This is a genomic window from Acidimicrobiia bacterium, assembly GCA_035651955.1.
Taxonomy (GTDB): domain Bacteria; phylum Actinomycetota; class Acidimicrobiia; order IMCC26256; family JAMXLJ01; genus JAMXLJ01.
The window spans coordinates 19332-43161 of sequence record DASRES010000009.1 but is presented as its reverse complement, the minus strand read 5'-3'; the positions used below and the strand labels follow the sequence as shown (position 1 = coordinate 43161).

Below are 23830 nucleotides of genomic sequence, written 5' to 3'. Positions count from 1 at the left end.
CCGCCCGCCGCCCGTCGGACGCCTCGGTTACTCCTCGCCGATCTTGACCCGCGCGAAGCGGCGGATGGTGGCGCCACCACCGAGCGACCCGAGCAGCTTCGCGATCGTCGTCTTCGGGTCACGCACGAACGCCTGCTCGGTCAGCACGTAATCCTGGTAGAAGCCCTTGAGCCGGCCCTCGACGATCATCGGGATCTTGTCCTCGGGCTTGCCCTCGTTGCGCGTGAGCTCCTCGAGGACGGCGCGCTCCTTGTCGAGGGCGTCGGCCGGGACCTCGTCACGGGTGACGTAGCGCGGCGCCGCGCTCGCAACGTGGAGCGCGATGTCGTGCGCGACCTCGCGCGCCTTGGCATCCGACGCGTCGACGCCGCCGAGCTCCACGAGCACGCCGATCACGCCGCGCTCGTTCTGCGTGTGCTTGTAGCCGTCGAGCAGGCCGTCGCTCGTCTCGTAGCGCACAACCCGGCCGAGCTCGACCTTCTCACCGAGGCGCGCGCCGAGCTGCGTGATCGCGTCCGCGACCTTCTCGCCGTCATAGGTCTTGTCGGCGAGGTCGTGCTCGCCCTCCTGCGCGACGAGCTTCGTCAGACCGGCGACCGCGTTCTTGAAGTCGTCGCCCTTGGCGACGAAGTCGGTCTCGCAGTTGAGCTCGACGATCGCGCCGACGTTGCCGTCGACGGCGACGTCCACCGCGCCCTGCGACGCGGTGCGCCCGGCGCGCTTGCCCGCGCCGGCGAGACCCTTGGCGCGCAGCCAGTCCTTGGCCGCCTCGACGTCGCCGTTCGACGCCTCGAGCGCGTTCTTGCAGTCCATCATCCCGGCGCCGGTCTCCTTGCGCAGCGCCGCGACGTCCTTCGCGGAGTAGCTAGCCATTCGATCCCTCCGTCGCGGCGGCGCCCGCGGTCTCCGCGCCTGCGGTCTCCTCGCTCGGCTCCGTCTCGCGCTTCGTCGTCTGCGCCGCGCGCAGACGTTCTTCGCGCACGCGCTGCGCGGCCGCGGCCTCGTCCGCGGCGCGTCGTTGCTGCTCGGCGCGCTGGCGCTGCTCCTCGGGTGAGAGCGCGGGGCGCGCGGGCGCGGGCTCCTCGGCGCGCGTGCCGGGACGTGCACCCTTGCGGCGCGCGAGCTGATGGCCCTCTTCGACCGCGTCCGCGACGACTCGGCACATCAGGTTCGCGGCCCGGATCGCGTCGTCGTTGCCGGGGATGACGTAGTCGATGACGTCGGGGTCGCAGTTGGTGTCCACCACCGCGACGACAGGGATCCCGAGCCGGTTCGCCTCGGTGACCGCGATGTGTTCCTTCTTCGTGTCGATGACGAAGATCGCGTCGGGCAGCTTCTCGAGCGTACGGATCCCGCCGAGGTTGCGCTCGAGCTTCGCGAGCTCGCGACGGACGCGCAGGCCTTCCTTCTTGATCATCTGGTCGGCCTCGCCGCTGCGCACGGTGCGCTCGAGCTCGCGCAGCTTCGCGACGCGGGCGTGCACGGTCGGGAAGTTCGTGAGCATGCCGCCGAGCCAACGGAAGTTGACGTACGGCATGTTGCAGCGTTCGGCCTCGCGCTGGATCGGCTCCTGCGCCTGCTTCTTCGTACCGACGAACAGGATCGTCCCGCCGTCCTCGACGGTCCGGCGCACGAACCGGTACGCGGTGTCGATGCGCTCCAGCGTCTGCTGGAGATCGATGACATAGATGCCGTTGCGCTCACCGAAGATGAACCGCTTCATCTTCGGGTTCCAGCGCCTCGTCTGGTGGCCGAAGTGGACTCCGGCCTGGAGCAGGTCCTTCATCGTGACGACCGCCACGTGGTTCCTCCCTCGGTTCTCCTCCGCCCGCGAGACAGCCGCGTCCACGGACGGGAGCGGATGCACCTCGGGTGCGCGGGCGTGCGTGTTCCCGGTCGACGGATCGGGTCGGGGCCGAGTGTAGCCGGGCCGCGCGTCGGCTCCCCCGGGCCCGGCGGCGTGACGAGCCCGGGGAAGCGATCGCGTCGTCGCTGGTGAGACGATGCGACGAGGCCTACGACGACACCGACAACGGGTGGGCCTCGACCCGCCCCGGATCGGTGCGGCGCAACCCGACGACGACGTTGCTCCCGGCGCGCGCGATCGCCTCCGGCACGCCGGGTGCCGCCCACCGCGCCCGGGTCGCGCCCGTCGCCCGGTCGAGCCACACGACCTCGCGCGCGCCGGTCGTCACGGCGACGATGTCCGGGCCCGCGACCGGGCGGGCATCGAGGATCGCCGCGCCCGTACCCGTCTGCCAGTGCCGCGTCCCGTCCCGCGACGCGAGCGCGGTGACGGTCCCGAAGTGGTCGACGAGCACGACGTCCGCACCTGCGACGACGGGCTCCAACCCCGGCTCGAACGACGCCGGGAGCGTCGCCGTCCACGCGTCCGCGCCGTCGACGAGCTCGAACGCGTGTGCCGCGCTCGCGTACTCGTCGTCGCCCGCGCCGACGATCACGCGGCCGCCCGCGACGACAGGGGCAGACGCGTACGGCGCGACCGCGCGCTCCCACCGCAAGGCCCCCGTGCGTGTGTCGAACGCGCGGACGCTCGACCCCTCGTGCGTGAACCAGACCGCCACGACAGTCCGCGTCCGCTCGTCGACGACTGGCCGCGCGCGCACCTCGCCCTCGTGACGCGCGCTCCACAGGACGTCCCCGTCGGTCGCGGCACGCGTCTCGATCGTGCCGTCGAAGGTCGCGTCGACCACGATCTCGTCGCGACCGTCCCGAGCGGCCGCGACCGCACCGACCTCGGCCGGCACGTCGGCGCGGAACCGCAGCGAGCCGTCCGACGCGTCGAGCGCGACGAGCCGGTCGCCGGCGGGAACGGCGACGAGCGCGTCGTTGACCGCCGGATCGACGAGCGACGCGCCGTCGACACGTGTGCTCCACCGCCGCGTCCCGTGGGCGTCGATCGCGGTCACCGTCGAGTCGCCGGACACGACCACGACGCCGTCGCCGCGCGCGGTCGACACGACGCTCGACGGCCAGCCGGGGACCGTCCGCGTCCACGTCACGGTCTCGTGGCGGCGGCGCGGCGACCCGGACGACGATCCGGCCGCCGACGTGCACGCGCCGGCGAGCGTCGCGCAGGCGACGAAGCCGGACAGCACGACGCGGCGGCGCGAGCGGGATCGGGACGAGATGGATGTGGACACGGTGCTCCTTCCTTGCTCCTGCGACTTCCTTGCTCTTGCGACTTCCAGACCGTTGCGGCGGGCTCGCCCACTAGGGCGCGAGCGCGTCGGCCGCCGCACCGACGACGCGCCCGACGGCACCCGCGCCGTGCTCGAGACGGGTGATCGCGACGGGGTCGACGGCGTCGCGCAACGCCTCGCCGAGCGCGACACAAGGCGGCGGGCGCCCTTCGAGCGCGAGACGAACCGCGCTCATGGCGCGCGGGTCGTGCGTGATCGCGTCGTGCTCGTTCGACACGCCGGCCGGGTCGACGACGACACGTCGCGCGCCGGGAACTCCGATCTGCGACGCGGGCACGACGGGGTCGTCGGGCGCGCCGATGCTCGTGAAGTCGACGTGGTCGGGCAGCCGGCGGCGCCACAGGTCCGCCATGAGGCTGGACCCCTCGGCGAGCTCACGCGCCGCGGGCGCGCTCGGAGCGGGCAGACCGACCGTGCCGGCTGCCGCGCGCAGGGCCGCCGTGCCGGACGACGTGCTGCCGATGTCGCGGGCGGCGGTCGCGATCGGCGCGCCGCGGTGTGGCGAGGACAGCGTCACGACCGTCCCGAGCGGCGGGTACGCCGGGTCCGCAGGGTCGTACACGTGCTGGAGGAACAAGTCGACCACGACGCCGCCCTGCGAGTGCGCGACCAGATCGACCTCGCGGCCGGGGTGCTCGGCCTGCATCTGCTGGAGCTGCTGGCCGAGGTTCACGGCCGAGACCTCGAGGTCGCCCCACGTGTCGGCCGCTTCGTACGGCGCGAACGCGCCCTTGTACGAGAAGCTGCGCACCTCTGACTCGTCGTATCCCAGGTCGCGTGCCGGGAGTCCGACCGAGTTGCCGTGACCGTCCCACGAGCTGCTGATCCCGGCCACGACCATGAGCGCGTGCCCGGATCCGCCCGTGCCGTCCGCCGCGGGTGGACGAGCGGTGCAGTCGGCGCGCGAGCGCGCCCAGTCCGCGAGCCGCCTGCCGACGCGCACGACGTCGCCGACGACGCTCGCGAGCGGGGCATTGCGCGCGACCCAGCCCCCGACGACGCGGCCGAGGCCGAGCGCGGCACGACCCGCGTCGCCGACCGCGTTCGCCGCGGTGCCGACCGCGTCGGTGGCCGCACCGACGGCCGCGCCGGCCGCGTCGCCGAGGAAGCCGAGCACCCCGCCGCCACCTCCGCCGCGGTCGAGGTGCGCCGCGAGGAGCGCCTCCTCGCGGGCCGGGAAGATCGGCCCCGGATCGGTCGCGCCGCGGGTCGGCGCGAGATGGACGATCCGGCTCAGGTCGGGCGGACCGAAGAGCTGCATCGGGTCGACGTAGGTGTCGCCCACGCGCAACGACAGGTGCAGCACGCCGACGTCGTGACCCGACCCGCGGCCTCCCGCGGTTCCCACGGTCTGCCCGCGGTCGACGTGTTGGCCCGTCGACACCACAACCGACGCGAGGAACGAGTAGCCGGTGCGGAGGCCACCCGCGTGAGCGACCACGACGTGCAACGAGCCGGCCACCAGCCCCGCGAACGCGACGACGCCGTCACCGGCGGCCACCACCGGCGTGCCGGGTGGCGCGGCGAGATCCGCACCGCGGTGCCCGGGCCCGTACGGCGACGCGGGCGCGTCGAACGGCGCAACGAGCGCGCCCGCGACCGGGCGCGTCCACGCGCCCTGTTCGGGCGGCGGCGAGACCGCGGCGTCGGCCGCGTGCGCGACCAGCGCGGACGGGGCGACGGTGGCGAGCGAGACGACCGCGACGAGCGCGGCGCGACACACGGGCGAGCGCATGGACTTCCCCCGGACGTCGACGAACGGCGTGGGGGAAGCCGAGGGAAGTGCGTCGCAATCTAGCGACGGGGTGTGTCAGCGAACAGGCCCGGGCGCGCGGACGCCCGGCGCCGCGCGAGCGCTCTACCGGACGGCGCCGCGCTCGGGCTCGCTGAGGCGCCCGCGCAGTTGGAAGATCGCCTTCGTGTGGATCTGGCAGACGCGGCTCTCGGTCACGCCGAGCACCTCACCGATCTCCGACAGCGTGAGGCCCTCGTAGTAGTAGAGCGTGAGCACGAGCCGCTCGCGGTCGGGCATCCGGTTGATCGCGTCGGCGAGGACGTGCTTCATCTCGTCGAGCTCGAACGCCTGGACCGGATCGTGCGCGGAGTCGGCGATCGTGTCGCCCACCGTCGTCGAGTTGCCACGTTCCGCGCCCGCGCTGAGGAGCTCGTCGAGCGCGACGAGACCGACGAAGGAGATCTGCGAGAGCGTCTGCGCGAACTCGCCCTCGCTCATCCCGAGCTCGGTCGCGACCTCGGAGTCCTCCGGCGTGCGGCGCAGCTCGTTCTCGAGCTTCGAGTAGGCGCGCTCGATGGCTCGCGCCTTGGACCGCACCGAGCGCGGGACCCAGTCGATCGAGCGCAGCTCGTCGATGATGGCGCCCTTGATTCGCGAGATCGCGTACGTCTCGAACTTGAAGCCCCGCGCCGGGTCGAACTTGTCGATCGCGTCGATGAGGCCGAAGATCCCGTAGCTCACCAGGTCGGCCTGCTCGATGTTCTGGGGCAGACCTGCGGCGACGCGGCCGGCGACGAACTTCACGAGCGGCGAGTAGTGCAGGATCAGCCGCTCGCGCGCCTCGCGAGTCCCGGCCGTCTTGTACTGCTGCCAGAGGTCGGCAACGAGTGCAGCGGCATCGTCGAGGGTGTCGTCAGGCACGAGGGTGGGTGGCGTCGTAGACGGCTCGGAGCCGGTCACGGGTCAGATGAGTGTAGACCTGCGTCGTCGCCAGGTCCGCGTGGCCGAGGAGCTCCTGGACGGTCCGCAGATCCGCCCCGCCTTCGAGGAGGTGGGTCGCGAACGCGTGCCGGAAGGCGTGCGGGTGGAGCACACGGCCGTCCGGCAACGGGTTGCGCTCCACGATCCGGCGGGCGTCCCGCGGCCCGAGCGCCCGACCCCGGGCGTTCAGGAAGACGGCCTCGCGGGGGCTCTCGCCCGTCACGAGCCGGGGACGCCCGTCGCGCAGCCAGGCCTCCAGCGCGGCCGCGGCCGGCTCGCCGAGCGGGACGCGGCGTGTCTTCGACCCCTTGCCGACGACCGTCAGATGGCGGCGACGGAGGTCGCAACCCTCGAGCGTCAGGCCGCAGCACTCGGAGACGCGCAGCCCGGTCCCGTAGAGCACCTCGAGGACCGCGACGTCGCGCAGGGCGGAGGCGGCCCGTCGCGCGTCGCGACTGGCGGCATCGGTCCCGGTCCGGGCGCGGTCCGCGGGCTCGGGTCCCGACCTGACCGCGCGCTCGAGGAGCGCCTCGGCCTCGGCCCGCCGGGGCACGCGGGGCAGCCGGGCGGCGCCCTTCGGGGCGCGCAGGCTGCGGCCGACGTCCACGGGCGTGACGCCGGCGCGATGCAGGAAGCGCAGGTAGGCGCGGACGGCCGCGGCCTTGCGGGCGATCGAGCGCGGCGCGAGGCGCCGTGTCGTGAGATAGGCCAGGTACCGGCGACAGGTCGCGTGATCGACGTCCGCCGGACCCCCCACGGCGCCGCGTTCGAGCCACGCGACGAACTGGGCGACGTCGCGCTCGTACGCCGCCTCGGTGTGGGGGCTGCGCGCCTGCAGCGATGCGACGAAGGCGTCGAACCGCCACCGCGGATCACGCGCACGTGAAGGTGCGCCGGTCTCGGCGGCCATCGTGGCGGTCAGGGTAACCGGGCTCCGGCCGTTCGCTGACGTACCCCTGCTCTAGGGTCGGGGGCACCGTCGAGACGCCGCGGTCACCGGCCTCCCCTGCACTGCTCGTGCACCCCGCACGTCCGGTCCCGGAGGTCTCTCGTGCTCGCGTCGGTCCGCTCCGCCACGTTGCTCGGCGTCGACGGTCAGCTGGTCGCCGTCGAGATCCACGTCTCGAACGGCCTGCCCGCGTACAACGTCGTCGGGCTGCCCGACGCCGCCGGCCGCGAGTCGCGTGAACGCGTTCGCGCGGCACTGCTGTCGTCGGGCCTGGAGTGGCCGATGCGGCGCATCACGGTCAACCTCGCGCCGGGCGGCTTCCGCAAGACGGGGTCCGGGCTCGAGCTCGCGGTCGCGACCGGGGTCCTCCTGGCGGTCGGCGAGCTGCCGCAGGGCTGTCTCGACGGCATCGGGGTGCTCGGCGAGCTCGGCCTCGACGGGTCGGTCCGGCCCGTCCCCGGCACCCTCGCGCTGGTGCACGCGCTCCGCCGGGAGGGCTACGGCCGGGTCGTGGTCCCGGCCGCCAACGCGCGTGAGGCCGCGCTCGTCGCCGGCGTCGACGTGCTCCCGGTGCGGACCCTCCCCGAGCTGCGCGCGTGTCTGAAGAGCGAGCTCTCGTGGCCGTCGCCCGACGACGTGGCGCCGCGCCGCGGCTCGGGCGCCGGCCCGCCGGCGGGGACCGATTCGGATGCCGAGGCGCTCGACCTCGTCGACGTGCGCGGTCTCAAGGAGGTCCGCCTCGCGCTCGAGATCGCGGCCGCCGGCGGTCACCATCTCCTGCTCGTCGGGCCGCCGGGCGTCGGGAAGACGATGGTGGCGCGGCGGGTCGTCACGATCCTCCCGGACCTCCTCCCCGAGGAGGCGCTGGACGTCACGCGCATCCACTCCGTCGTGGGTGAGGTCCCCGACGGTGTGCTCATGACCCGGCCGCCGTTCCGCGCGCCCCACCACACTGCGTCGAGCGCGGCGATCGTCGGCGGCGGCAGCGTTCGACCGCGTCCCGGCGAGATCACGCTCGCGCACTGCGGCACGTTGTTCATGGACGAGCTCGGCGAGTTCGCGCCCGCCGTGCTGGACGCCATGCGTCAGCCGCTGGAGGAGCGCGTCGTACGCATCTCGCGCCAGTCGTCGACGTTGGCGTTCCCCGCCGACTTCCTGCTGATCGCGTGCTCCAACCCGTGCCCGTGCGGCCGCGCGGTCACCGAGTGCACGTGCGACCCGGGTCGCCTCGCGCGCTACCGCCGGCGCCTGTCCGCCCCGCTGCTCGACCGCTTCGAGCTGCGGATGTCCGTGGCCCGGCCCGACGCCGACGAGCAGCCCGGCGATCCGTCCGCCGTCGTCGCGGCGCGTGTCGCCCGCGCCGTCGCTCGGCAACGTGCTCGCTACGACGGACTGCCGTGGCGGCGCAACGCGGCGGTCCCCGCCGGACGGCTGCGCGACTTCGCGCCCCTCGACCGGGTCGCGTCCGAGGTGTGGCGCGAGATCGTCCGACGACGGCAGTTGACCGGGCGCGGCGCCGTCACCGTACGAAAGGTCGCGCGCACGATCGCAGACCTCGCGGGTGTCGACGACATCGATCCCTCGCACCTGCTCCTGGCCGAGTCGTTGCGTCAGGACACGCCGTGAGCGCGGTGGACGTCACGGCCGATGCAACCGGCACGACGGGCACGGACGCGGCGGCGCTCGCGTTGGTGTCGCTCGCCTCGATGACGCCCGCGCGCCTCGACGCGCTGCTCCGGGCATGGCCGGACCCGCGCGACGCCGTCGCCGCGGTGCTCGATCGCGACCGCGCCGTCACAGACGTCATCCGCGCGCGGTCACCCGCGACGGGCGCGCCTGAGATGGCCGCGCTCGTCGACCGGTGGTCGGAGACGGTCGACGTCGCAGCAGCCGAGCGGACGATCGCTCGGCGCCGCACGCAGGTCGTCCTCGCGACGGACGCGCACTATCCCATCCGTGACGACGTCCCGCGCCGGCCCGCGGTGCTGCTCGCCGAGGGAACCACGCTCGACGCGTTCTGTGGGCCGAGGGTCGCGATCGTCGGGACGCGTGCAGCGACGCTGCAGGGTCTCGACGACGCACGCCAGCTCGGGCGCGCGCTCGCCGACGCCGGGTGCTCGATCGTGAGCGGGATGGCGATCGGCATCGACGCCGCCGCGCACGAGGGCGCGCTCGAAGCCGGCGGCGTCCCGATCGGCGTCGTCGCGACCGGACTGGACGTCGTCTATCCGCGCCGGCATCGTGCGTTGTTCGACCGTGTGCGCGCGGCGGGATTGCTGGTCGGCGAGTCGGCGTTCGGGACGAAGCCGGAGCCGACGCGCTTCCCGGTCCGCAACCGGATCATCGCCGCGCTGGCGGACGTCGTCGTCGTGGTCGAGGCGACGGTCAAGGGTGGCGCGCGCATCACCGCCGAGCGCGCGCTCGAGTACGACCGCCCGCTGTTCGCGATGCCGGGCTCGCGACGCAATCCGGCCGCAGCGGGTTGCAACGCGCTGTTGGCGGACGGCGCGCACCCGCTCCTCGACCCGTCCGACGTCCTCCTCGCGCTCGGCATGACGGAGGGCTCGCGGCGGGGATGGGCTCCACGCCCGTCCGTACACGTCTCGGTCGACGCGCAGGCGTGCGTGCGCGCGTGCGGCGGCGAACCCGCGACCGCGGACCAGCTCGCCGCGCGCACGGGGCTCGACCCGGCGGCGCTCGCGCGCGCTCTCGCCGAGTGCCAACGCGCGGGACTGCTCACCCAGTCGCGCGGGTTCCTGTGGCCGGTGTGATCCGGGCGCGTGCGCCGCTACGGTGCGCCACGTGGACGACGACGACCACGACGAGGACGTTCGCCACGTCCAGCCGTACGAAGCGGTCAAGCGATACCGCTGTCCCGGCTGCGACCACGAGATCGACGTCGGCGTCGGGCACGAGGTCGTCGTGCCCCGCGACGCACCCGACCACCGGCGCCACTGGCACACGCCGTGCTGGCGCGCGGAGCTGCGTCGCCGCGAGCGCGAACGCGACGGCGCGCGCAGACCTCGACGCTCGCGTTCGTGACCGGATCGCGACGCGCGCGGGGACGCGCGCTCGTCAGAACGCGCCCTCCAGGACGTCGATGACGATCTCGCCGTCACGCGTCCGCATGACCGAGGCGACGTCGAAGCGCAGCTCGCGCAGCGCCGGCCGGTGCTCGTCGAGCCACTTCGCGGCGAGGACACGCAGGCGCTGCCGCTTCGCGCGCGTGATTGCCTCGACGGGCGCGCCGAACCGGTCGCTGCTCCGTGTCTTCACCTCGCAGAACACGATGACATGACCGCGCTCCACCACGAGGTCGAGCTCGCCGTCGCGGCAGCGCCAGTTGCGATCGAGGATGGTGTAGCCGTGCTCGACGTACCAGTCCCCGACCAACGCCTCGCCGCGCGCACCGAGAACACGCCGTGGATCCGGTCGACGGGGCGGCCCCTCGCCCGTCGGCATGGGCGGCTCAGAGCTCCTTGCCCGCCAGCTCCTCGACGTTGACGTCCTTGAACGTGACGACCCGCACGTTGGCGACGAAGCGCGCGGGCCGGTACATGTCCCAGACCCACGCGTCCTGGAGGTTGAGCTCGAAGTAGACGCGCCCGCCCTCGTTGTGGACGTCCATCGTGACCTTGTTGGTCAGGTAGAACCGCCGCTCGGTCTCGACGACGTAGGCGAACATCGGCAGGACGTCGCGGTACTCCTTGTAGAGCTGCAGCTCGATCTCGGTCTCGTACCGTTCGAGGTCCTCAGCGCTCACCGGAGCCCTCCCGATCGCCGCGAGTGTACGCGGTCCCCGGCCGGCCAACGACCGGGTTCAGGTGCGCTTCTCCTTGACCTTGGCCGCCTTCCCGATGCGGTCGCGCAGGTAGTACAGCTTGGCCCGCCGGACGTCGCCCCTGGTCACGGCCTCGATCTTGGCGATCGTGGGCGAGTGGACCGGGAACGTCCGCTCGACGCCGACCCCGAAGCTGACCTTCCGGACGGTGAAGCTCTCGTGGACGCCGCTGCCCTGCCGGCGGATCACGACGCCCTGGAAGAGCTGGGTGCGCTCGCGGTTGCCCTCGACGACGCGGACGTGGACCTTGATGGTGTCGCCCGGGGCGAACTCGGGGACGTCGTCACGCAGGTGGGCGCGGTCGACCAGATCGGTGCGGTTCATCGTGCGGGACCCCCGGGGCGGTGAGGTGGAGCACCAACTGTAGCCGCCGGTGCAGCCGTCACCCCTCGTCAGGGAGGTCGAGCAGGGCGCGCTCGGCGTCGGTCAGCGGCCGGCCCTGCAGCAGGTCGGGGCGGCGCTCCAGGGTGCGGCGCAGCGCCTGGGCGTGGCGCCAGCGCCGGACGGCGGCGTGGTCGCCCGAGCGGAGCACGTCGGGCACCTCCCAGCCCCGGAACGACGCCGGCCGGGTGTACTGCGGGTACTCCAGCAGCCCGCCCGCGCCACCGAACGACTCCTCGTCGGCCGACGCCGCGTTGCCCATCACCCCGGGCACGAGCCGGGCGACGGTCTCGAGCACGACGACCGCGGCCGCCTCGCCGCCCGCGAGCACGTAGTCGCCGATCGACAGCTCGCCGTCGCAGAGGTGGTCGGCGACGCGCTGGTCGACGCCCTCGTACCGGCCGCACACGAGCGAGAACCCCTCGCCGCCCGCGAGCTCGACCGCCCACGCCTGGTCGAACCGGCGGCCGCTCGCGGACAGCAGGAGCACCGGCCGGGGCGGGTCCGCGGCCTCGACGGCCGCGAACAGCGGACCGGGCGCCATCACCATCCCCGCGCCTCCCCCGAACGGCGTGTCGTCCACGCTGCGGTGGCGGTCGGTCGTGAAGTCGCGCGGGTCGTGGACCCGCACGTCGAGGACGCCCGACTCGCACGCGCGCCCGAGCAGCGACACGCGCAACGCGGGTTGGACGAGCTCCGGGAAGATCGTGAACACGTCGGCGCGCATCGTTCAGCGCGCGTCGCGCCGGTTCACGTCGAGCAGACCCTCCGGTGCGTCGACGACGAGCCCGGCGCCCGTGTCGTCGACGACGAACACCATCGGGACGAGCGTCCCGTCGTCGAGCACGAGCAGGTCGTGGGCGGGGTTGGCCTCGACCGCGACGACACGGCCCAGGACCGCACCGCCGGGGTCGATCGCGTCGCGGCCGATCATCTCGTGCACCCAGCGCTCGCCCTCGTCGAGCGTGGCGAGCGGCTCGCCGGTGAGGACCGCGCCGTGCAGCGCCTCGGCCGCGTCGCGATCGTCGACGCCGTCGAACCGCACGATCCAGCGGCCGCGCTGCTGTCGGGAGCGGGCGACGACCAACCGGCGGTCCCCCGCGAACAGCACCGACCCGGGCGCGAACCGTTCGGCGCGGTTCGTCGTCGCGACGACGTCGACCTCGCCGCCCAGGCCGTGCGCGCGTCCCACGCGGCCGATCTCGAGCCGGCCGCCGCGACGCTCGCTACTCGAGGACGTCGACGTTGGCCTTCACGCCCTCGGCCGCGCCCGCCGCGCGCGTCACCTGGCGCAGCGCCTGGATCACGCGGCCGCGCTTGCCGATCAGGCGCCCCATGTCGGACGGGTTCGTGCGGATCAGGAGCTGCACCTCGCCGGGGCGCTCCTCGAGATCCACCTCGACCGCGTCGGGGTCCTCGGCGACCGCGCGCGCGACGTGCTCGACGACGGCACGCGCGCGTGCACCGACGATGCGGTTGCCCTCCGGCGCGATCTCGTCGACGTCGTCGTCGACACCGGGATCGCTCACGACTCGGTCTCCTCGGCGGGCGCGCTCTCCTCGGCCGGTGCCTGCGCCGCGGCCGGCGCGGGCTCGGCGACCGGCTTCACCTGCTTCGCCTTCTGCTGGCGGGGCTTGTGGCGCGCGGCCGCCTTCGGGCGCTCGGCCTTGAAGCGCTCCCACACGCCGGTCGACTCGAGGAGCTTGCGGACCTGCTCGGTCGGCTGCGCACCCTGGCGCAGCCAGGCGAGCGCCTTGTCGTCGTCGATGGCGACGTGCGACGGCTCCTGGCGCGGCCCGTACTGCCCGATGATCTCGATGTAGCGCCCGTCGCGGGGCGAGCGGCCGTCGGCGACGACGACGCGATAGGTCGGCTGCTTCTTCTTGCCGACGCGCATGAGGCGGATCTTGACGGCCAACGTGGGGTCCCTTCGTCACTCGGGAGGGCGGCGCAGAGCGTCGAGCCTACAGACCGGGGATCGGCATCTTCGGCCGCTTCCCGGCCGCCACCGACTTCATGACCTGCTGCACCATCTTGAACTGCTTCAGCAGCGCGTTCACATCCTGGGTCGTGGTCCCGCTGCCCTGGGCGATGCGCAGCCGGCGCGACCCGTTGATGACCGACGGCTCGCGGCGCTCCTCGGGGGTCATCGAGCAGATGATCGCCTCGACTCTCGCGATCTCCGACTCGTCGACCTCCGTCTGCTTCAGCTCCTTCGGGAGCCCGGGCATCATCTTGACGATGTTGCCGAGCGGTCCCATCTTGCGGACCTGCCGCATCTGCTCGAGGAAGTCCTCGAGCGTGAACTGACCCTTGCGGAGGCGGGCCTCGGCCTTGGCCGTCTGGTCCTTGTCGAACGCGGCCTCGGCCTTCTCGATGAGCGTGAGCACGTCGCCCATGCCCAGGATCCGGCTCGCCATCCGGTCGGGGTGGAACGGCTCGAAGTCCTCGAGCTTCTCGCCGGTGCCGACGAACAGGATCGGCTTGCCGACGACCTCCTTCACCGACAGCGCCGCGCCGCCGCGCGCGTCGCCGTCGATCTTCGAGAGCACCACGCCGTCGAGCCCGACCGCCTGGTCGAACGCCTCCGCGACGTTCACCGCTTCCTGACCGGTCATCGCGTCGACGACCAGCAGCGTGTCGTGCGGCTGCAGCACGTCGCGGACGTCACGCAGCTCGTCCATGAGGTCCTCGTCGACCTGCAGACGGCCGGCGGTGTCGACGATGACGACGTTGCGACCGAGGCGCGCAGCTTCGTCGAGCGACGTGCGCGCGACCGCGACGGGACGGTCGGGCACGCCGTCACCCGCGGCGTGCACCGGCACGTCGAGACGCCGGCCGAGGACGCGCAGCTGCTCGACGGCGGCGGGACGTTGCAGGTCGGCGGCGACGAGCAGCACGCCGAGACCCTGGCTCTTGAGGTGGCGCGCGAGCTTCCCCGCCGCGGTCGTCTTCCCGGAGCCCTGCAGCCCGGCGAGCATCACGACGGTCGGCGGCTTCGAGCTCATCGTCAGCTTGCCGGTCGTGCCCCCCAGCGTCGTGACGAGCTCCTCGTGCACGATCTTGATGACCTGCTGCGCGGGCGTGAGGCTCTTGGCGACCTCCGCGCCCTTCGCGCGCTCCTTGATCCGGTTGATGAACGCGCGCACGACGCGCACGTTCACGTCGGCCTCCAGCAGCGCGAGACGGATCTCGCGCGCGACCTCGTCGACGTCGTCGTCGCTCAGGCGGCCGCGGCCGCGCAGGCGGGTGAAGATCGAGTCGAAGCGGTCCGAGAGGGCGTCGAACATGAGGCAGGTCCCCGGCAGGGGGAACCGCGATGCTACCGGGCGCCAGCGGCGAGCTTGCGAGCGCGCACGAACGTTCTCACCCGAGCAGCGCGTCGACGAACTCGACCGCGTCGAACGGGATGAGGTCCGCGGCGGACTCGCCGATGCCGACGACCTTGACCGGGATGCCGAGCTCGGCCTGGATCGCGAGGACGATGCCGCCCTTCGAGCTGCCGTCGAGCTTCGTCAGCACGACGCCGGTGACGTCGACCGCCTCGGTGAACTGGCGCGCCTGGATCAGCCCGTTCTGACCGGTCGTCGCGTCGATCACGAGCAGGACCTCCTGCAGCGCGCCGGGCGTCCGCTCGACGATGCGCCGGAGCTTCTTCAGCTCCTCCATCAGGTTGACCTTCGTGTGGAGCCGCCCCGCGGTGTCGACGAGCACGAGGTCGGCGTCACGGCTCGCCGCCGCGCTCATCGCGTCGAACACGACCGAGCCCGGGTCCGCGCCCTCCTGCCCGCGCACGAGCTCCGCGCCGACGCGGCCGGCCCACGTGGCGAGCTGCTCCGCGGCCGCGGCGCGGAACGTGTCCGCCGCGGCGAGGACGACACGCTTGCCGTCGTCGACCTCGTGCTGCGCGAGCTTGGCGATCGTCGTCGTCTTCCCCACGCCGTTCACGCCGACGAACATCCACACGCTCGCGGCGCCGTCGGCGGACGTTCGCAGCGCGCGATCCGCGGGCTCCAGCACCGCGACCAGCTCGGCGCGCAGCAGCTCGAGCAGCTCCGCGGCGTCGGAGACCTTCATCTCCTTCGCGCGCTCGCGCAGCTCCTCGAGGACCCGCGCGGTGGTCGGCACGCCGACGTCGGCCAGCAGCAGGCTCTCCTCCAGCTCGTCCCAGATCTCGTCGTCGACGTGGCCCCGGCCGGTCAGGTCGCTGAGGAAGCCGCTGAACGCGGCACGCGTGCGGCCGAGCCGGTCGCGCAGGCGCGGCTTGACGGGCGGCGCGGCAGCGGGCGGGGCCGCGGCCGGAGGCGCGGGCGGCGCCGGCGGCGCTTCCGGGATCGTGACCGACGGCTCCCCGGGCGGCGCCTCGGGGACCGGCGGCGCGGGCGCGCCCTCCGGGCGAGCGGGGGGTCGGCCGGGGCGCGGGCGTACCGGCGGTGCGGGCCGCGCGGGCGGTGCGACGGTCCCCTGCCCGCGCGCCTCGGGCTCGGCCCGGGGCGGACGCTCGACGGGGATCCCGAGCTGCTCGCTGATCTCGCGCGTTCGCCGCTGCGCGCGTCTCGACAACCCGATCCCGAGCCCGGCGAGCAGGAGCCCGAAGACGACGATGGCGAGGACGACGATGAGCGCGGTCATGAGCGATCGATCCTACGGGGCGCGGCCGGTCAGCTCGGCTGCTCGTCCTGCGGACCCGCGGTCGTCGAAGTCGTCGGTGACGCGACGATGCCCGCGGCGCGCAACGCGTTCGTCACCCGCGCGCGCAGCTCGCGCGCGACGCGCCACTGCTCCAGCGGCCGCGTCTTGGCGACGAGCCGGATGACGACGTTCTCGGGGCTGACGTCCTCGACGCCCCAGACCTCGGGCTCGTCGATCACGAGCGGGCCGAACGTGGGATCGCGCCAGACGGTGTCGGCGGTCTCCTGGATGACCTGGCTCGCACGCGCGATGTCGGCGTCGGCGGGGAGCTTGAGGTCGAGCAGCGCGCGCGACCACTGCTGCGACTTGTTGCCGACGCGCGTGATCGTCCCGTTCGGCACGTGCCAGACCACGCCCTCGACGTCGCGCAGACGCGTGGTGCGCAGGCTGATGCCCTCGACCGTTCCGGTCGCGACACCCGCGTCGATCACGTCCCCGACGCCGTACTGGTCCTCCGCGAGCATGAAGATGCCGCTCAGGAAGTCGCGCACGAGGCTCTGCGCGCCGAAGCCGATCGCGACGCCGACGATCCCCGCGCCGGCGACGATCGGACCGAGGGCGACGCCGAGCGCGTCCAGCACGCTGATGAGCGCCATCGCCCACACGACGACGGCGACGATGCTCGCGAGCAGCGCGCCGATCGTCTCCGCGCGCTGCGCGCGGCGCACGTTCGGGATCGGCCCCGTGTCGAGCCAGGACAATCCCGCGCGGCGCCGGAGCGAGCTGATGCGCTCGTCGGCCTGACCGACGCGCCGGAAGCCACGCCGCACCAGACGGCGCGCGACGCGCACGATCAACCACGCGACGAGCAGGATCACGAGGATGCGGACCGGCTTCGAGAGCGTGTCCGCTATCTCCGCGGCGCGCTGGTTGTGGCTGACCTCGTAGACCGTGGAGCACAGCCAACCCTGCTGCCCGCGCGGCCCGCAGGCCGCGACGCGACCGGCGTCCGTCGTGCTCTGCGCGACGAGCGTGGCCGCGACGACCGGCGTCATCGGACGCGCGCGGCTACCGCGCGGCGGTCGCCTCGACGAGCAACCCGTCGTCGCCGGTCATGCGCTGGCTGACGACGCGGCTCGACCCGCCCGGCGGCATCGACACGCCGTAGAGGCAGTCGGCCGCCTCCATGGTCCGGCGCTGGTGCGACACGACGACGAGCTGGGCCTCGTCGCGGAACTCGTGGATCAGGTCCAGGAAGCGGTGGAGGTTGACGTCGTCGAGCGCGGCCTCCACCTCGTCGAGCAGGTAGAAGGGCGAGGGCCGGGCCCGGAACACCGCGAACAGGAACGCGAGGGCGGTGAGCGACCGCTCGCCACCGGACAGCAGCGACAGGCGGCGCGTGTTCTTGCCCGACGGCCGCGCCTCGATCTCGATGCCGGTGTCGAGCATGTCGTCCGGATCCGTCAGCGACACGCGGCCCGAGCCGCCGGGGAACAGCGTCGTGAACAGCGCGTCGAAGTGGCGCGCGACGTCGGCGAACGCGGCCTCGAACACGGTGACGATCTCGCGGTCGACGGCCTTGATGACCCGCGTCAGCTCGCGACGGCTCTCCTTCACGTCTTCGAGCTGCTGCTGCAGGAAGTCGTGCCGCTCGCGCATCTCGTCGTACTCCTGCAGCGCGAGCGGGTTGACGGGACCCATGAGCCGCAGCTCGCGCTCGAGCTCGCGCGCGCGACCGGCGAGCGTCGTGCCCTCGGGGATCTCGGGCGGCGCAGCGTCGAGCGCGACGGACGGCTCGCAGTCGTACTCGGTGCGCAACCGCTCGACCGCCGCTTCGAGACGCATCCGCGTCTCGGCCTCCTCGATCTCCGTGCGCGACACATGCTCACGCAGCTCCGTGAGCTCGCGCTCGAGACCGGCGCGCTCGTTGCGCAAGGTGTCGAGCGTGCGACCGGCGGCACCGGCCTCCTCGGAACGCCGGCGGCGGCGCTCCGAGACGCGGTCGTGCACCGACGCGATCGTGGCGAGCCGCTCGTCGAGCGTCGCGACGAGCACCGCACACGCGCGCGCCCGCGCGGCGAGGGCCGCCCGGTGACGCTCGGCCGCCGCCTGTGCCTCCGGGTCGCGCGCCAGCCGCTCCTCGACGTCCGCGAGTCGGCGTCGGAGCAGCCCGCGACGCTCCTCGAGCGCGGCGGCCCGAACCTCGAGGTCACGGCGCAGCGTGACCGTCGCCTGCTCACGTTCCGCGAGCGCGGCCCGCGCGCGTGCCCGTTCCGATTCGCGAGCGCGTGCGTCCTGCTCGGCCCGCTCGAGACCAGGCAGGACGAGCTGCAGCTCCGAGATGCGCGCGTCGTCGGCGACGTGCCGGTCGCGCACCGTCGCGAGCTCCGACGCGACCTGCTCGAGCTCCGCGACGCGCGTGTGCGACTCGCGGTCGAGCTGCTCGAGCACCGTCGCGGCGCGCTGCCGGCGCTCCGCGCTCGCGCGTGCCTCGTCGCGCGCGGCGGACTCCGCGGCTTGCGCGTCACGAACCGCGGCGCGCGCGTCCTCGAGCCCGCCCTCGACGTCCGCACGACGGGCCTCGGCACGCTCCGCTCGCTCGGTCGCCTCGTCGAGCGCGGCCCGGGTGACGCCGGCGTCGCGGTCCGATCCCGCGCGCCATGCCCGCGCGCCGCCGAAGCAGTCACCGTCGCGCGTGACGACGACGAGGCCGGGGTTGGCGAGCGCGACGTCGAGCGCGTCGTGCCAGTCGCCTGCCGCGAGCATCACGCCGTCGAGCAGGCGCGCGAGCGACGCCTCGAGCGCGGGCACGCGCGCTCGGACGCACTCGACGAGGGGGCGGGTACGTGGCGGCACGAGCCGGCCCTGCACAGGCGCGGCGTGACGCGCGTCGAGCACGAGGAGGAGCCCGGCGGCGTCGCCGTCCTTCAGGCGCTCGAGCGCGGCGCGTGCTGCGCCACCGCCGTCGACGACCACCGCGCGCAGCGCGTCGCCGAGCGCGGCGGCGACCGCGGCTTCGGCGCCGGCGTCGATCTCGAGGTGGTCGACCAGCGGGCCGACGACGCCGGGCAGGCCGGCGACGCGCGCGGCGCCCGTCTCGGAGCGCGCGGCGTCGAGCGCCTGCGCGAGTGCCTCCGCGCGGGCGCGCCAGCGTTGCGCCTCGCCCTCGGCCGCGCGTGAAGCGGTCTCCGCATCGTGGCGCGCGTCCTCGGCGGCACGCCGGCGCTCGACCGCGGCCTCGACCGCAACCGCGAGCTCGCTCGCCCGCGAGTCGGCCGCCTCGAGCTCCGCCCGAGCGTCGCGCTGCTCGTCGCGGAGCCGCGCGAGTCGCTCCTCGATCGCGGCGCGGCGCGCGTCGAGGCGGCCGATCTCGGCCTCTCCGCGCTGCAACGCCTCGCGCCCCGCCTGCAGGTCACGGCGCGCCGCGGCGAGCCGCTCCGCGACGTCGTCGGCCTCCGCGTCCGCGAGCGCCGCCCGCTCCTGCGCGAGCCGGCGCTCGGCCTCCTCGAGCTCGACCGTCGGACCGGCGAGATCGGCGGCCTCGGCGTCGACGGAGGCGAGCTCGGCACGGACCGCGGCGGCGTCGGCGACGAGCGTCTCCACGACGCCGGTGTCGGCGGCGGCCGCGAGCTCGCGCTCGAGCCCCCGCTGGCGCTCCGCGGCGAGCGCGCGCAGCCCGCGTGCCCGCTCGCGCAACGACTCGACGCGCACGAGCGCGTCCGCGAGGTCGTCGTCGCCGAGCGCGCTGAGCGCGTGCTCGGCGTCGAGCACCGCGGCGTCCAGCTCGCGCAGTCGCGCGCGCACACGCGCGTCGTTGCCGTCGAGCTCGGCGCGCTTGTCGCGCAGGCGCTCGCGACGCGTCTGCAGACCGGCGATCTCGTGCCCCGCGAGGTGGACACGGATCGCGCGCAGCTCGTCGACGAGACCGTCGTGACGGCGCGCGGCGTCGGCCTGGCGCTGCAACGGCGTGAGCCCGCGGCGCACCTCGCGCAGGAGGTCCTGCAGCCGGAGCAGGTTGCCCTCGGTCGCCTCGAGGCGGCGTTCGGCCTTCTCCCGGCGCTTGCGGAACTTGAGGATCCCGGCGGCCTCCTCGACGATCGCCCGCCGGTCCTCCGGGCGCGCGTTGAGCACGGTGTCGAGCTGACCCTGGCCGACGATGACGTGCTGCTGCCGCCCGATGCCCGAGTCCGACAGGAGCTCCTGGATGTCGAGCAGGCGACACGGCGCGCCGTTGATCTGGTACTCGGACTCGCCGGTGCGGAACAGCGTCCGCGTGATCGTCACCTCGGAGAACTCGATCGGCAGCAGACCGGCGCTGTTGTCGATCGTGAGCGACACCTCGGCGCGCCCGAGTGCCGGGCGCTGCGCCGTACCGGCGAAGATGACGTCGTCCATCTTGGCGCCGCGCAGGCTGCGGGCACCCTGGGCACCCAGCACCCACGCGACCGAGTCGACGACGTTCGACTTCCCCGAGCCGTTCGGACCGACGACGACCGTCACGCCGGGCTCGAACTCGAGCGTCGTCCGTTCCGCGAACGACTTGAAGCCCTTGAGGGTCAACGACTTCAGGAACACGCGGGCCCCCTCGACATCATCGAGCGAGCGTAGCGACGGGATCGGACGGCCCCGCGGACCTGTGCAGAGGTGCCGGTCACGCGATCGCGAACCCCGACTCGCCGGCCGGCTGCTCGTCGTCGACGTCGACCGCGGTGACGTGGGCGCGCGGCGGTCCGTCGTGACACCACCGCACCATCGCGTCGACCGCGTCACGTGCGCCCTCGAACGCGGCTTCGACCGCGCCGTCGGCCCGGTTGCGGACCCAGCCCGTCACACCGAGATCACGCGCCACGCGACGACACGAGTCGCGGAAGAAGACGCCCTGCACGCGACCGTGCACGACCACGTGCCGCCGCACGACCTCATCGTGCACCGATCACACCTGGCAAGCCTCGCAGAAGAACGTCGAACGGCTGCCGACGCGCTGGCGCACGAGCGGGCGCCGGCAGCGACGGCACGCCTCGCCCTCGCGTGCGTACACGTTGTGATGGAGCTGGTACTCGCCCGGCTTGCCGAACACGTCGACGTACTGCGCGTCCGCGAGCGACGACCCGCGGTGCTTCACCGCCTCCTGCAGCACCTCGACCATCGCGCGGTAGAGCCGCCTGACCTCCTCCTCGGTGAGCGAGTCGGTCATGCGGTCCCACCGCAGGCCGGCCTCGAAGAGGATCTCGTCGCTGTAGATGTTGCCGATCCCGGCAAGGAAGGTCTGGTCCATCAGCGCGGTCTTCAGCTTCGTGTGGCGTTGCGCGATGAGCTGACCGAACTGGGCCCACGAGATGTTGCGCTCGAGCGGGTCGAGACCGAGGTGTGCGAGCTCCTCGACCTCGTGCTCGATGCCGTCGAGCGACGTCACGAACATCTCGCCGAACGTGCGCGGGTCGATGAAGCGCAGCTGCCCGCCCTGCGTGAACGTGATGATGACGTGCGTGTGCTTCGGCAGGGCCTCCTTCGCGGACTTCGCGCGCAGCAGCTGACCGGACATGCCGAGGTGCGCGACGAGCACGTCGCCGCCCTCGAGCCGCATCAACAGGTACTTGCCGCGCCGGTCCACGCCGGTGATGCGCACGCCCTCGAGGCGCGACACGAACTGCTTGCGGTTCTGGTGCCGCCGGATCGAGCGCATGCCCTTCACCTCGACGGCCTTGATCCGCTTGCCGCTCACCTCGCGTTCGAGGTCGCGCCGGACGACCTCGACCTCAGGCAGCTCCGGCATCCGACTCTCCTTCGTGTTCCCTGCCCTCAGCGGCCACCGGTTCGTCCTCCTTCGCGGACTCGTCCAGCGCGCACAGCCACAACCACGCGGCTTTTGCCGCGGCCTGCTCGGCCTGCTTCTTCGAACGCCCTTCGCCCGTTCCGCGCGCCTCGCCGTCGAGCATCACCGTCGCGACGAAGCGCTTCGCGTGGTCGGGCCCGTGGCCGGCGACCTGGTAGCGCGGCAGGCGGTCGAACCGGCGTGCCGCGAGCTCCTGGAGACGGGTCTTGTAGTCGTGCCCGCCGGGTCCGGCGGCGGCCAGCGCGATCCGTCCGGCGAGGAGCCGGAGCACGAGCTCGTTCGCGGCGGACCAGCCGCCGTCGAGGTAGACGGCCGCGATGACGGCCTCCATCGCGTCCGAGAGGATCGACGGCTTCGAGCGCCCGCCGGACGCGTCCTCGCCCTTGCCGAGCAGCAGCTCCGAGCCGAGTCCGACCTCGACCGCGAGCTCCGCGAGCACCTCCGCGTTGACGACCGCGGCGCGCACCTTCGCGAGCTCGCCCTCGGGGAGGTCGGGATAGAGCGCGAACACCCGGTCGGTCACGACGAGGCCGAGCACGGCGTCGCCCAGGAACTCGAGGCGCTCGTTCGACTCGGTGTCGGGGTGCTCCGCGCACCACGACCGGTGCGCGAGCGCGCCCAGCAGGCGACGGCGGTCCCGGAACGGCCACCCGAGCCGCTCCTCGAGCCGGACGAGGCCGTCGCGGTCGTGGTCGTCCGTGCTCACGACTGCGTGCTCCGCATCCGTTCGAGGACGTACTCGACGTAGTCGCGGACGGTCCGGAGGTCCACGAGGTCGTCGTCGTCGATCGCGAAGCCGACGGTCCGCTCCCCCATCTCCTCCTCGACGGCCTCGACGAGGTCGAGGATCGCGAGCTCGTCGGCGTGCAGGTCGTCGACGACGCGCGTGTCGAGCGTGATCTCGTCCTCGTCGACGGAGAGGATCTCCGCGAGGTGCGCGCGCACGACACGGAAGACGTCGTCGGGGTCGACCGGGCCGCGCGCGACGTGCGTCTCAGCCGGCACGGCCGGCCGCCTCCTCCAACCGGGCGACGATGTCCGCGGCGACGCAGTCGCGCGCGACGCGCGCCGCGTTCACGATCGCGGTCGCCGACGACGAACCGTGCGAGATGACACACACGCCATTCACGCCGAGCAGCATCGCCCCGCCGGTCGCGTCGGGGTCGAGGTCCGCGGCGACCTCGAGCAGCGCCGGCATCACCGCCTGGGCCGCTTCGGCGATGTCCTCGCGCGCCAGCACGCCGAACACGAGACCGGCGACCATCTTGACCGCGCCCTCGATGGACTTCAGCGCGACGTTCCCGGTGAACCCGTCGGTCACGACGACGTCCGGACGCGGCGACATGAGGTCGCGCCCCTCGACGTTGCCGACGAACCCGGGTGTGCCCTCGAGCAGCGCGTACGTCTTCTTGCGCAGCTCGTCGCCCTTGCCGGGCTCCTCGCCGTTCGACAGGAGACCGATCGTCGGCTCCGCGAGCCCGAGCCTGATGCGCGCGTAGGTCGCGCCCATCGCCGCGAACTGCACGAGCCACTCGGGGTCCGCGTCCGTCGTGGCACCGCTGTCGACGAGCAGCTGCGCGTGCATGCCGGGCCGCGGGATGAGGAGCCCGATCCCGGGACGGGCGATCCCCTTGATCCGCCCCATCCGCAGGAGCGCGGCCGCCATCGTGGCTCCGGTGTTGCCGGCGCCGACCATCGCCTGCGCGCGCCCGTCGCGCACGGCCTCGGCGCACCGGACCAGCGACGCGTCCTTCCGTGTGCGCACGGACGACGCGGGATCGTCGTGCATCGCGATGACGTCGCCCGCGTGCAGCAGCTCGACGCCGTCGGGCGGCTCACCGCCCGGCAGCAGCGGACGGATCAGCTCCTCCCGGCCGACGAGGAGCACGTCGACGTCGGCCTCGTCGTGCGCACGCAGCGCACCGGCGACGATCTCGTCCGGGGCGCGGTCTCCCCCCATGGCGTCGACCGCGACCCGGGTGCGACTCATGGATGGTTAGTCCACCTCGAGGACCTGACGACCGCGGTACCAGCCGCAGTTGCCGCACACCGTGTGCGGCAGCTTCGCAGCCCCGCAGTTCGGGCACAGCGACCGCGCGGGTGCCGCGAGGCGCCAGTTCGACGCCCGCCGGGTCCGGGTCTTGCTGCGGGGGGTCTTGCGCTTCGGGACGGCCATCCGGGGCGCTCCTCGGTCGTCGGATGCGGCGTGATTGTGACACGGGCCCTCCCGTCGGCCGTGGTGGCGGGCCGGGCG

Annotated in this window: 26 protein-coding genes; 3 read left to right on the top strand and 23 right to left on the bottom strand. The window is 73.5% G+C overall.

Features of this window, described 5'->3' with window-relative positions:
- Positions 1 to 27: 27 nt before the first annotated feature.
- From tsf to VFC33_02705, 6 genes are all read right to left on the bottom strand, one after another.
- The gene (gene tsf, locus VFC33_02730) at positions 28 to 873 is read right to left on the bottom strand and encodes a translation elongation factor Ts (protein HZR12145.1); all 846 of its coding nucleotides are present in this window, start codon (positions 871 to 873) and stop codon (positions 28 to 30) included.
- A complete protein-coding gene (gene rpsB, locus VFC33_02725; GenBank protein ID HZR12144.1) occupies positions 866 to 1801 on the bottom strand; it encodes a 30S ribosomal protein S2 in 936 nt (311 codons plus the stop codon). The genes tsf and rpsB overlap by 8 nt, the downstream gene beginning before the upstream one ends.
- A gap of 214 nt (positions 1802 to 2015) precedes the next feature.
- On the bottom strand, positions 2016 to 3164 hold the full coding sequence (locus VFC33_02720) for a PQQ-binding-like beta-propeller repeat protein (protein ID HZR12143.1): 1149 nt from the start codon (positions 3162 to 3164) through the stop codon (positions 2016 to 2018).
- 70 nt (positions 3165 to 3234) lie between these two features.
- Positions 3235 to 4959 carry a peptidoglycan DD-metalloendopeptidase family protein gene (locus VFC33_02715; GenBank protein HZR12142.1) on the bottom strand — a complete coding sequence of 575 codons (1725 nt, stop codon included), beginning with the start codon at positions 4957 to 4959 and terminating at the stop codon, positions 3235 to 3237.
- 123 nt (positions 4960 to 5082) lie between these two features.
- Positions 5083 to 5880, bottom strand: a complete 798-nt coding sequence (gene whiG / locus VFC33_02710) for an RNA polymerase sigma factor WhiG (protein ID HZR12141.1) — start codon at positions 5878 to 5880, stop codon at positions 5083 to 5085.
- Positions 5873 to 6850 (bottom strand): tyrosine recombinase XerC, encoded by a 978-nt coding sequence (locus VFC33_02705; protein ID HZR12140.1) that lies wholly within the window; start codon positions 6848 to 6850, stop codon positions 5873 to 5875. The genes whiG and VFC33_02705 overlap by 8 nt, the downstream gene beginning before the upstream one ends.
- Positions 6851 to 6991: 141 nt before the next feature.
- On the opposite strand from VFC33_02705, the gene VFC33_02700 reads away from it, so the two are divergent.
- From VFC33_02700 to VFC33_02690, 3 genes are read left to right on the top strand one after another with little or no spacing between them, the layout of a single operon-like run.
- Complete coding sequence (locus tag VFC33_02700; GenBank protein ID HZR12139.1) at positions 6992 to 8515, top strand: YifB family Mg chelatase-like AAA ATPase; 1524 nt, start codon at positions 6992 to 6994, stop codon at positions 8513 to 8515.
- Positions 8512 to 9660, top strand: a complete 1149-nt coding sequence (dprA, locus tag VFC33_02695) for a DNA-processing protein DprA (GenBank protein HZR12138.1) — start codon at positions 8512 to 8514, stop codon at positions 9658 to 9660. The genes VFC33_02700 and dprA overlap by 4 nt, the downstream gene beginning before the upstream one ends.
- Positions 9661 to 9682: 22 nt before the next feature.
- Positions 9683 to 9931: a hypothetical protein gene (locus VFC33_02690; protein ID HZR12137.1), complete on the top strand. Its 249-nt coding sequence runs from the start codon at positions 9683 to 9685 to the stop codon at positions 9929 to 9931.
- 33 nt (positions 9932 to 9964) lie between these two features.
- Here the strand turns inward: VFC33_02690 and VFC33_02685 are convergent, their stop codons facing one another.
- The 17 genes from VFC33_02685 to rpmF form a co-directional block, all read right to left on the bottom strand.
- Complete coding sequence (locus VFC33_02685; protein HZR12136.1) at positions 9965 to 10351, bottom strand: YraN family protein; 387 nt, start codon at positions 10349 to 10351, stop codon at positions 9965 to 9967.
- A gap of 7 nt (positions 10352 to 10358) precedes the next feature.
- Positions 10359 to 10652 carry a DUF2469 domain-containing protein gene (locus tag VFC33_02680; protein ID HZR12135.1) on the bottom strand — a complete coding sequence of 98 codons (294 nt, stop codon included), beginning with the start codon at positions 10650 to 10652 and terminating at the stop codon, positions 10359 to 10361.
- 57 nt (positions 10653 to 10709) lie between these two features.
- The gene (gene rplS / locus VFC33_02675) at positions 10710 to 11054 is read right to left on the bottom strand and encodes a 50S ribosomal protein L19 (protein HZR12134.1); all 345 of its coding nucleotides are present in this window, start codon (positions 11052 to 11054) and stop codon (positions 10710 to 10712) included.
- 58 nt (positions 11055 to 11112) lie between these two features.
- Positions 11113 to 11838 (bottom strand): tRNA (guanosine(37)-N1)-methyltransferase TrmD, encoded by a 726-nt coding sequence (trmD, locus tag VFC33_02670; protein HZR12133.1) that lies wholly within the window; start codon positions 11836 to 11838, stop codon positions 11113 to 11115.
- A 3-nt stretch (positions 11839 to 11841) separates the two neighbouring features.
- Positions 11842 to 12312, bottom strand: coding sequence for a ribosome maturation factor RimM (gene rimM / locus VFC33_02665; GenBank protein HZR12132.1), 471 nt, complete (start codon positions 12310 to 12312; stop codon positions 11842 to 11844).
- 25 nt (positions 12313 to 12337) lie between these two features.
- Positions 12338 to 12640, bottom strand: a complete 303-nt coding sequence (locus tag VFC33_02660; GenBank protein HZR12131.1) for a KH domain-containing protein — start codon at positions 12638 to 12640, stop codon at positions 12338 to 12340.
- A complete protein-coding gene (gene rpsP, locus VFC33_02655; GenBank protein HZR12130.1) occupies positions 12637 to 13029 on the bottom strand; it encodes a 30S ribosomal protein S16 in 393 nt (130 codons plus the stop codon). Before rpsP ends, VFC33_02660 begins: the two co-directional genes overlap by 4 nt.
- Before the next feature lie 46 nt (positions 13030 to 13075).
- A complete protein-coding gene (gene ffh / locus VFC33_02650; GenBank protein HZR12129.1) occupies positions 13076 to 14401 on the bottom strand; it encodes a signal recognition particle protein in 1326 nt (441 codons plus the stop codon).
- Positions 14402 to 14477: 76 nt separating this feature from the next.
- Positions 14478 to 15743, bottom strand: coding sequence for a signal recognition particle-docking protein FtsY (ftsY, locus tag VFC33_02645; protein HZR12128.1), 1266 nt, complete (start codon positions 15741 to 15743; stop codon positions 14478 to 14480).
- Between the two features lie 29 nt (positions 15744 to 15772).
- A complete protein-coding gene (locus VFC33_02640; protein ID HZR12127.1) occupies positions 15773 to 16798 on the bottom strand; it encodes a mechanosensitive ion channel family protein in 1026 nt (341 codons plus the stop codon).
- A gap of 13 nt (positions 16799 to 16811) precedes the next feature.
- Positions 16812 to 20318, bottom strand: a complete 3507-nt coding sequence (gene smc, locus VFC33_02635) for a chromosome segregation protein SMC (GenBank protein HZR12126.1) — start codon at positions 20316 to 20318, stop codon at positions 16812 to 16814.
- Positions 20319 to 20394: 76 nt separating this feature from the next.
- Positions 20395 to 20658 carry an acylphosphatase gene (locus VFC33_02630; protein HZR12125.1) on the bottom strand — a complete coding sequence of 88 codons (264 nt, stop codon included), beginning with the start codon at positions 20656 to 20658 and terminating at the stop codon, positions 20395 to 20397.
- Between the two features lie 18 nt (positions 20659 to 20676).
- Entirely contained in the window at positions 20677 to 21516 is an 840-nt protein-coding gene (gene mutM / locus VFC33_02625; protein ID HZR12124.1) for a bifunctional DNA-formamidopyrimidine glycosylase/DNA-(apurinic or apyrimidinic site) lyase, read from the bottom strand.
- Positions 21500 to 22282: a ribonuclease III gene (gene rnc, locus VFC33_02620; GenBank protein HZR12123.1), complete on the bottom strand. Its 783-nt coding sequence runs from the start codon at positions 22280 to 22282 to the stop codon at positions 21500 to 21502. The genes mutM and rnc overlap by 17 nt, the downstream gene beginning before the upstream one ends.
- Positions 22279 to 22581 (bottom strand): acyl carrier protein, encoded by a 303-nt coding sequence (locus VFC33_02615; protein ID HZR12122.1) that lies wholly within the window; start codon positions 22579 to 22581, stop codon positions 22279 to 22281. Before VFC33_02615 ends, rnc begins: the two co-directional genes overlap by 4 nt.
- On the bottom strand, positions 22571 to 23566 hold the full coding sequence (gene plsX, locus VFC33_02610) for a phosphate acyltransferase PlsX (protein HZR12121.1): 996 nt from the start codon (positions 23564 to 23566) through the stop codon (positions 22571 to 22573). The genes VFC33_02615 and plsX overlap by 11 nt, the downstream gene beginning before the upstream one ends.
- Positions 23567 to 23572: 6 nt before the next feature.
- Positions 23573 to 23752, bottom strand: coding sequence for a 50S ribosomal protein L32 (gene rpmF, locus VFC33_02605; protein ID HZR12120.1), 180 nt, complete (start codon positions 23750 to 23752; stop codon positions 23573 to 23575).
- Between the last annotated feature and the right edge of the window lie 78 nt (positions 23753 to 23830).

What these genes read in the sequence shown, in the direction of transcription:
- tsf (HZR12145.1), bottom strand. Translation starts at nt 873, where the DNA reads ATGGCTAGCTACTCCGCGAAGGACGTCGCGGCGCTGCGCAAGGAGACC.
- VFC33_02715 (HZR12142.1), bottom strand. Translation starts at nt 4,959, where the DNA reads ATGCGCTCGCCCGTGTGTCGCGCCGCGCTCGTCGCGGTCGTCTCGCTC.
- VFC33_02705 (HZR12140.1), bottom strand. Translation starts at nt 6,850, where the DNA reads ATGGCCGCCGAGACCGGCGCACCTTCACGTGCGCGTGATCCGCGGTGG.
- VFC33_02685 (HZR12136.1), bottom strand. Translation starts at nt 10,351, where the DNA reads ATGCCGACGGGCGAGGGGCCGCCCCGTCGACCGGATCCACGGCGTGTT.
- rplS (HZR12134.1), bottom strand. Translation starts at nt 11,054, where the DNA reads ATGAACCGCACCGATCTGGTCGACCGCGCCCACCTGCGTGACGACGTC.
- trmD (HZR12133.1), bottom strand. Translation starts at nt 11,838, where the DNA reads ATGCGCGCCGACGTGTTCACGATCTTCCCGGAGCTCGTCCAACCCGCG.
- ffh (HZR12129.1), bottom strand. Translation starts at nt 14,401, where the DNA reads ATGTTCGACGCCCTCTCGGACCGCTTCGACTCGATCTTCACCCGCCTG.
- ftsY (HZR12128.1), bottom strand. Translation starts at nt 15,743, where the DNA reads ATGACCGCGCTCATCGTCGTCCTCGCCATCGTCGTCTTCGGGCTCCTG.
- VFC33_02640 (HZR12127.1), bottom strand. Translation starts at nt 16,798, where the DNA reads ATGACGCCGGTCGTCGCGGCCACGCTCGTCGCGCAGAGCACGACGGAC.
- mutM (HZR12124.1), bottom strand. Translation starts at nt 21,516, where the DNA reads ATGCCGGAGCTGCCTGAGGTCGAGGTCGTCCGGCGCGACCTCGAACGC.
- plsX (HZR12121.1), bottom strand. Translation starts at nt 23,566, where the DNA reads ATGAGTCGCACCCGGGTCGCGGTCGACGCCATGGGGGGAGACCGCGCC.
- rpmF (HZR12120.1), bottom strand. Translation starts at nt 23,752, where the DNA reads ATGGCCGTCCCGAAGCGCAAGACCCCCCGCAGCAAGACCCGGACCCGG.